This is a genomic window from Paenibacillus sp. CAU 1782 (assembly GCF_054551715.1).
Window position 1 is genome coordinate 414,028 of the sequence record NZ_JBTOLL010000001.1, and the last position, 6,835, is coordinate 420,862.

Annotated in this window: 8 protein-coding genes; 7 read left to right on the top strand and 1 reads right to left on the bottom strand. The window is 52.6% G+C overall.

What is annotated here, in order from left to right:
- Positions 1-80: 80 nt before the first annotated feature.
- Genes ACX93W_RS02110 through lipB form a run of 4 tightly spaced genes read left to right on the top strand, consistent with a single transcriptional unit; the run spans position 81 to position 4,172 of the window.
- Entirely contained in the window at positions 81-1,112 is a 1,032-nt protein-coding gene (locus ACX93W_RS02110) for a thiamine pyrophosphate-dependent dehydrogenase E1 component subunit alpha (RefSeq protein ID WP_459390666.1), read from the top strand.
- Positions 1,112-2,095 (top strand): alpha-ketoacid dehydrogenase subunit beta, encoded by a 984-nt coding sequence (locus ACX93W_RS02115; protein WP_459390667.1) that lies wholly within the window; start codon positions 1,112-1,114, stop codon positions 2,093-2,095. Before ACX93W_RS02110 ends, ACX93W_RS02115 begins: the two co-directional genes overlap by 1 nt.
- Positions 2,096-2,136: 41 nt before the next feature.
- Entirely contained in the window at positions 2,137-3,450 is a 1,314-nt protein-coding gene (locus ACX93W_RS02120; RefSeq protein WP_459390668.1) for a dihydrolipoamide acetyltransferase family protein, read from the top strand.
- A 20-nt stretch (positions 3,451-3,470) separates the two neighbouring features.
- Positions 3,471-4,172 (top strand): lipoyl(octanoyl) transferase LipB, encoded by a 702-nt coding sequence (gene lipB, locus ACX93W_RS02125; RefSeq protein WP_459390669.1) that lies wholly within the window; start codon positions 3,471-3,473, stop codon positions 4,170-4,172.
- Positions 4,173-4,244: 72 nt separating this feature from the next.
- Here the strand turns inward: lipB and prli42 are convergent, their stop codons facing one another.
- Positions 4,245-4,346: a stressosome-associated protein Prli42 gene (gene prli42 / locus ACX93W_RS02130; protein ID WP_459390670.1), complete on the bottom strand. Its 102-nt coding sequence runs from the start codon at positions 4,344-4,346 to the stop codon at positions 4,245-4,247.
- Positions 4,347-4,422: 76 nt separating this feature from the next.
- Between prli42 and ACX93W_RS02135 the strand changes: the two genes are divergently transcribed.
- The 3 genes from ACX93W_RS02135 (at position 4,423) to spoIIM (ending at position 6,816) form a co-directional block, all read left to right on the top strand.
- Positions 4,423-5,550 carry a M20/M25/M40 family metallo-hydrolase gene (locus ACX93W_RS02135; RefSeq protein WP_459390671.1) on the top strand — a complete coding sequence of 376 codons (1,128 nt, stop codon included), beginning with the start codon at positions 4,423-4,425 and terminating at the stop codon, positions 5,548-5,550.
- A gap of 31 nt (positions 5,551-5,581) precedes the next feature.
- Positions 5,582-6,148 (top strand): NUDIX domain-containing protein, encoded by a 567-nt coding sequence (locus tag ACX93W_RS02140; RefSeq protein WP_459390672.1) that lies wholly within the window; start codon positions 5,582-5,584, stop codon positions 6,146-6,148.
- A 65-nt stretch (positions 6,149-6,213) separates the two neighbouring features.
- Positions 6,214-6,816: a stage II sporulation protein M gene (spoIIM, locus tag ACX93W_RS02145; RefSeq protein ID WP_459390673.1), complete on the top strand. Its 603-nt coding sequence runs from the start codon at positions 6,214-6,216 to the stop codon at positions 6,814-6,816.
- Positions 6,817-6,835 lie beyond the last annotated feature (19 nt).

Here is a 6,835-nt window from a genome sequence, read left to right on the forward strand (position 1 = left end):
GGTTATAATAAGTTTGATGAGGTCTTAGTACCAGGTTTTAAAAGCTGGTCTAACTACCGGCAAACAAGGAGGTATCCTTTATGACCAACCTGTCTTCCGCAGGACAACAGCTCCGCCATCAGGAGCTGGGTCTTAGCGACGAGCAAGTTATCGATATGTATAGCACGATGGTGATGGCCAGGAAATTCGACGAGCGCATGCTTCTGTTGCAGCGCGCGGGCAAAATCAATTTTCACGTTTCCGGCATCGGACAAGAGGTGGCGCAGGTAGCAGCTGCTTTTGCGCTGGATCGGGAAAACGATTATTTTCTTCCGTATTACCGCGATTACGGCTTTGTGCTCTCCGTAGGGCTGACCCTGCGTGATCTTCTGCTTTCCGTATTTGCTAAGGCGGAGGACCCTACCAGCGGCGGACGCCAGATGCCGGGGCATTTTGGCTCCAAGCGTCATCGTATCGTTACGGGCTCAAGTCCCGTTACAACGCAGGTGCCGCATGCCGTAGGCATCGCGCTGGCGGCCAAGATGAAAGGCAAAAGCATCGTCAGCTTTGTTACCTTCGGCGAAGGCTCAAGCAACCAAGGCGACTTTCATGAGGGCTGTAATTTCGCCGGCGTCCATAAGCTGCCGGTTATTCTCATGTGTGAAAACAACCAATATGCGATTTCCGTGCCGGTTGCCAAGCAACTAGGCGGCAAAGTATCCGACCGCGCATTGGGTTATGGCTTTCCCGGCATTCGGGTAGACGGCAACGACGCGCTTGAAGTATTCAAGGTGGTCAAGGAGGCTCGCGAACGCGCGGTCGCCGGAGAAGGCCCTACCCTGATCGAAGCGATGATGTACCGGCTTTCGCCTCACTCCACCTCCGATAATGATTTGGTTTACCGGACCAAGGAAGAGGTTGAAGAAAACCGCGCCAAAGACGGAATTCCGAAATTTAAGCAATATTTGACGGATTGCGGCATTTGGGATGAGGATAAAGAAACAGCCCTGGCGGCCAAAATCAAGGATTTGCTTAATGATGCAACGGAATATGGCGACAAAGCTCCATTCCCAAGCCCTGAGTCCACGCTTCTGCATGTGTATGGCGGAGACGGCCAAGGAGGTACAGCATAATGGCGGTTATGAACTATATTGACGCGATCCGTTTGGCGATGAAGGAAGAGATGGAGCGCGATGAAGACGTGTTTGTGCTTGGCGAGGACGTAGGCGTCAAAGGCGGCGTTTTCAAAACGACGACGGGATTATACGAGCAGTTCGGCGAAGCCCGCGCCCTGGATACGCCTCTGGCGGAATCCGCAATTGCTGGAGTAGCCATTGGCGCTGCCATGTACGGCATGAAGCCGATAGCGGAAATGCAATATTCCGATTTCATGTTTCCGGCAACGAACCAGATTATTAGCGAGGCGGCCAAAATCCGTTACCGCTCCAACAACGACTGGAATTGCCCGCTTGTCATCCGCGCGCCGATCGGCGGGGGGATCTTTGGCGGCTTGTACCACTCGCAATGTACAGAATCGGTGTTTTTCGGCACGCCTGGCCTTAAGATTGTAGCGCCTTACCGGCCTTACGACGCCAAAGGTTTGCTAAAGGCCGCTGTTCGGGATGAAGATCCCGTTATCTTTTTTGAGCACAAAAAGGAATATCAGCTCGTTAGCGGCGAAGTTCCAGAGGATGATTACATCGTGCCGATCGGCAAAGCCAATCTGCTTCGCGAAGGCGACGATATTACGGTTATCAGCTATAGCATGCCGCTTCGTTTTGTCGAGCAGGCTGCCGCCGAGCTGGAGCAGGAAGGCATCAGCAGCCATGTGCTGGATTTGCGCACCCTGCAGCCGCTGGACAAAGAAGCCATCCTGGAAGCTGTCCGCAAAACAGGCAAAGTGTTGATTATTCACGAAGACAACAAAACAGGCGGCATCGGAGCCGAAGTAGCGGCCATTATCGCGGAGGAGCTGCTGTTTGAGCTGGATGCGCCAATTATGCGCCTTTGCGGACCGGATGTGCCGGCTATGCCGATCAACCCGCCGGGCGAAAAGTTTTTTCTGCTGAACAAGGACAAAGTCAAGGATGCAATGAAAAACCTTGCACTATTTTAAAACCACCTGCAAAGGCTTGAATCAGTTGGGAGTGGATTGGATTGAGTAGAATTACGGAAATTGTCGTCCCGCAGCTTGCGGAATCGCTGGTATCCGCAACGGTTGACAAATGGCTGAAGCAGCCAGGGGACAAAGTGGAAATGTATGAACCCGTCTGCGAACTGCTTACGGAAAAAGTAAATGCTGAATTGCCGTCAACCGTAGCCGGAACCTTGGTCAAAATTTTGGTTGGCAGCGGAGAAACCGTGCCTGTTGGCGCAGCCGTTTGCCTTATCGAGACCGAAGAAGCAGAAACGGCTGGCACTGTCTCTGCGCCGCAGAGCGCTCTTCAGGACACGTCGGCGTCAAGCGCTGCCGCGGTTCAAAGCGCAAATCATGACGACGCTCCGATGCGCGGCCGTTTCTCTCCGGCCGTGCAGCAGCTTGCCGCAGAGCATGGCGTCAAACTGAGCGATGTGCCGGGCACCGGGCTAGGCGGACGCATCACGCGCAAGGACGTATTGGCATACGTCGCCGCCGGACATCATAAAGGAGGAGCCGCCGTGACGCCGCCGGCAGCGCTGGATACCAGCATCCCTGTCCGTTCGTCCGGCATCCATCTTTCGGAAACGCCGAGGATTCCCAAAATCGAGATTGAAGGGGCGGCTAGCCCGGGACGCGGCGAAACATTTATTGATGTTACGCCGATCCGCAGCACCATTGCCAGAAACATGCGTCAGAGCGTAAGCGAAATTCCGCATGCCTGGACGATGATCGAAGTGGATGTGACCAATCTGGTTGTGCTCCGCAACAAGCTGAAAGACGAGTTTATGAAGCGCGAAGGCATTAACCTGACCTATCTGGCGTTTTTGCTAAAAGCGGTCGTCAATGCCATCAAGGATTTTCCCATTATCAACTCCACATGGGCCGTGGACAAAATTATCGTTAAGCGCGATATCAATATCTCGCTTGCCGTTGGCACGGAAGATTCCGTTTTGACGCCGGTAATTAAAAACGCCGACCACAAAAACATAGCGGGCCTGGCTAAAGAAATTGATGAATTGGCACGTAAAACGCGGGAGGGCAAGCTGACGCTTTCGGATATGAACGGCGGCACCTTTACGGTCAATAATACAGGTTCCTTCGGGTCCATCCTGTCGTATCCTATTATCAATTATCCGCAAGCGGCAATTCTGACCTTTGAATCCATCGTGAAACGGCCGGTCGTCATCAACGATATGATTGCGGTTCGTTCCATGGCCAATCTTTGCCTGTCTCTTGACCACCGTATTCTGGATGGCGTTATTTGCGGCCGTTTTCTGCAGCGAGTCAAGGACAATCTGGAAAGCTTCAACCAGGAAAGCAAGCTATATTAAGGTCGCGAGGAGAACGAGCCATGACGGATGCTGAACTGCCGAACAGCCCGAAAGCGCTGCGCACCCGCTATGTTGACATGATGGCATACGGCGAGGCATGGGAATTGCAGAAGAGTTATGTCAAGGAAATCGATCGGGGGGAGCGCGCAGAAACGCTGCTCCTTCTTCAGCATCCTCCTACATATACGATGGGATCGGATCGGCATCCGGAGCATTTGCTGCTGAGCCAAGAGGAGCTGGAGAAAAAGGGGATTTCCTTTTACCAGATCGACCGCGGGGGCGATATTACCTATCACGGTCCGGGGCAGCTGGTGGGTTACCCGCTGCTGTATCTGGATGCTGTGGGTCTAGATCTGCACGCATACTTGCGTAATCTGGAGTCGGTCATTATCGACTGGCTGGCCCAATACGGCATTCAGTCGGGCAGGAAGCCGGAGTATACAGGCGTATGGGTCGGCGATGAAAAAATCGCCGCCATCGGCATCAAATTCAATAAAGCCAGACAGCTTAGAGGTTTTATAACAAGCCATGGCTTTGCGCTTAATATTGCATCCGGCATTGCTGCCGAAGGCTTTAGCGGAATTGTGCCCTGCGGCATTGAGCAATACGGCGTTACCTCTTTCAATGACCTGACTGGTTTGTCCATGACGGTCGAAGAGGCGGCTTCCGGCTTGCTTCCGATCTTTGCCGAACGTTTCGGCTACGGCATTGTTCCGGACTAATGGTTGCCGGAATAGCCGCGGGGTATCCCGCGAAGGACCGGCCCGCAATGGCGGGCTGATCCTGAACAAGTGTCAACCCAGCACAAACGAGCCAACTCCGGCAAGCAGCGTAGTAACCAGCAGAGTTGCGGCAATGACGATGGCCACGATACGAATCATTTTTTGTTGGCGCATACCAGCATAAAACTCCTTTCGCATGAACAACCTTGATTATTATTATAAACGAAATATTGGGATGGAGGAAACTGTAATGGTACAAAATGAACGGTTAATCAATCTATTTATGGAATTGGTGCAAGTGGATAGCGAAACAAAGCATGAAGCGGAAATCAGCAAGGTGCTGAAAGAAAAGTTCGGCGCACTGGGTCTTTCTATCGAAGAGGACGAAGCCGGACCAAAAATCGGACATGGCGCAAACAATCTTTTTGCCATTCTGGAAGCGACTGATGGCAGGGAAGACGAGCCGACAATTTTGTTCACCTGCCACATGGATACCGTTGCTCCGGGCAATGGCATCAAGCCTACTCTGCATGAGGACGGCTATATCCGCAGCGACGGAACCACCATTCTGGGCAGCGACGATAAAGCGGGCATTGCCGTTATGCTGGAAGCAATCGCTGTAATCAAAGAGCAGAACATTCCCCATGGCCGAATCCAGTTTGTGATAACCGTCGGCGAAGAATCCGGCTTGCTCGGAGCACGCAACATGGACGCTTCCAAGCTGGAGGCAAAACTGGGTTATGCGCTTGATTCCAACGGCTCTATCGGTGAAATTGCGGTTGCTGCTCCAACGCAGGCTAAAGTATTTATTAAATTTTATGGCAAGTCGGCTCACGCCGGCGTTAATCCTGAGGATGGCATCAGCGCGATTCAGGTCGCATCCAAAGCGATTGCCAAAATGCCGCTTGGGCGTATCGACCATGAAACAACGGCCAATATCGGAAAATTCGAAGGCGGCGGCGAAACTAATATCGTCTGCGATTATGTAAAGCTGTACGCTGAAGCGCGCAGCCTGACGCAAGACAAGCTGGACGCGCAGCTTGCGGCGATGAAGGAAGCTGCGGAAAGCGCGGCTTCCGAGCATGGAGCAAAAGCCGAATTCCAGAGCGACGTGATCTATCCGGCGTATTGCTATGATGAAAACGACCATGTCGTCCAGCTTGCTCAAAAAGCGATCGTAGCGATAGGAGCAACGCCAAAAACGTTCCATTCCGGCGGCGGCAGCGACGCCAATATTTTCAACGGCCTTGGCGTGCCTACCGTAAACCTTGCAGTGGGTTATGAATATATCCACACGACAAAAGAGCAGATCAAAGCGGAAGATATGGTCAAGCTGACTTCGCTGGTGCTGGAAATCGTCAAGCAAGGTTCTAAATAAATTTTACCGTTGGCGACGGGAGTGAATAAAAATGAGTGATCAAAACGATCGTGTAATTTGGCATGAACCAACCGTATCGACGGAGCCTATTTTCCAGGGGAGAATTATATCCCTGCAGGTCGATACAATCGAGCTGCCTGATGGACGAACGGCCACGCGGGAGATCGTGAGACATCCAGGGGCGGCAGCCGTAATCGCGCTCCTGGACGGCAAATTGTTGGTTGTGGACCAATACCGAAAGCCGATGGAGAAAACCCAGATCGAAATTCCGGCGGGCAAGCTGGACGGAAACGAAGACCCGATGGAAGCCGCGGCGAGAGAGCTGGAGGAGGAAACGGGATACCGGACCGATAGCCTGAAGCTCGTAAGCGCATTTTATACGTCCCCGGGTTTTGCGGACGAAAAGCTTTATTTGTACTTTACGGATCAGCTAAAGCCGGGCCGCGTTAATCCGGATGAAGATGAAGACCTCGTAATCAAGGCGATCACGCTGAAGGAAGCGGAGGCTTATATGGCCGAAGGTCGCATCAGCGACGCCAAAACCATTTTGGCCGTTTACGCCTGGAAGCTTTATCTGCATACCGGCTCCATTTCCTGACAAGCCGTCATACCCCGTTTCCACTCTTCATACATATAGAAGAAGAACGGTAACGGAGGCGCGGGATGAAAAGCCAACTTCACTTATATCTGTTTGTGTCGGTTCTATTGGGAGCGGGAGCGCTGTTTGGCGCGCTGCTGGTCGGAGCTTTGACGCTGGAGCAGCAGCAAAACCTGGCTGCCGAAATAACGCGTTATATGAGCTCCGCCGGCGGCGGCTTTACACCAGATGCCCGCGAATGGTTCTGGGACAAGTTTTTTTTCTATTTTAAATGGCTGATGCTGATATGGGTGCTTGGCATAACGGTAGCGGGCATCCCCGGCATCCTGGGGTTGAATTTTCTCAAGGGCGTCCTGGTCGGCTTTTCAATCGGCGTGCTTGTGCAGCAATATGCCTGGAAGGGCGTTGCGCTGTTTTTTGTAACGGTAGCGCCGCAAAATATGATTGCTTTGCCCGCCATGATAATGGTGAGCGCATCATCCATGTTTTTTGGCATTTACGTCATCAAAAATCGATTGCTGCACCATCAAGGCGAGCTGCTGCCTGCATTTGGCTCATTGGCTTCGTCGGTGTTCATCGCGTTATTGCTGTTCGCCGGCGCTGCGTTTGTAGAAGCCTACTTTTCGCCCCAACTGCTCGGCTGGAGCGTCCCGCGTCTTATTTCGTAAGATGGCTTGAAGCTAAAAA

Excerpts from the sequence above, each read along its gene's own strand:
- ACX93W_RS02110 (WP_459390666.1), top strand. The coding sequence starts at position 81 with ATGACCAACCTGTCTTCCGCAGGACAACAGCTCCGCCATCAGGAGCTG.
- ACX93W_RS02115 (WP_459390667.1), top strand. The coding sequence starts at position 1,112 with ATGGCGGTTATGAACTATATTGACGCGATCCGTTTGGCGATGAAGGAA.
- lipB (WP_459390669.1), top strand. The coding sequence starts at position 3,471 with ATGACGGATGCTGAACTGCCGAACAGCCCGAAAGCGCTGCGCACCCGC.
- prli42 (WP_459390670.1), bottom strand. The coding sequence starts at position 4,346 with ATGCGCCAACAAAAAATGATTCGTATCGTGGCCATCGTCATTGCCGCA.
- ACX93W_RS02135 (WP_459390671.1), top strand. The coding sequence starts at position 4,423 with ATGGTACAAAATGAACGGTTAATCAATCTATTTATGGAATTGGTGCAA.
- ACX93W_RS02140 (WP_459390672.1), top strand. The coding sequence starts at position 5,582 with ATGAGTGATCAAAACGATCGTGTAATTTGGCATGAACCAACCGTATCG.
- spoIIM (WP_459390673.1), top strand. The coding sequence starts at position 6,214 with ATGAAAAGCCAACTTCACTTATATCTGTTTGTGTCGGTTCTATTGGGA.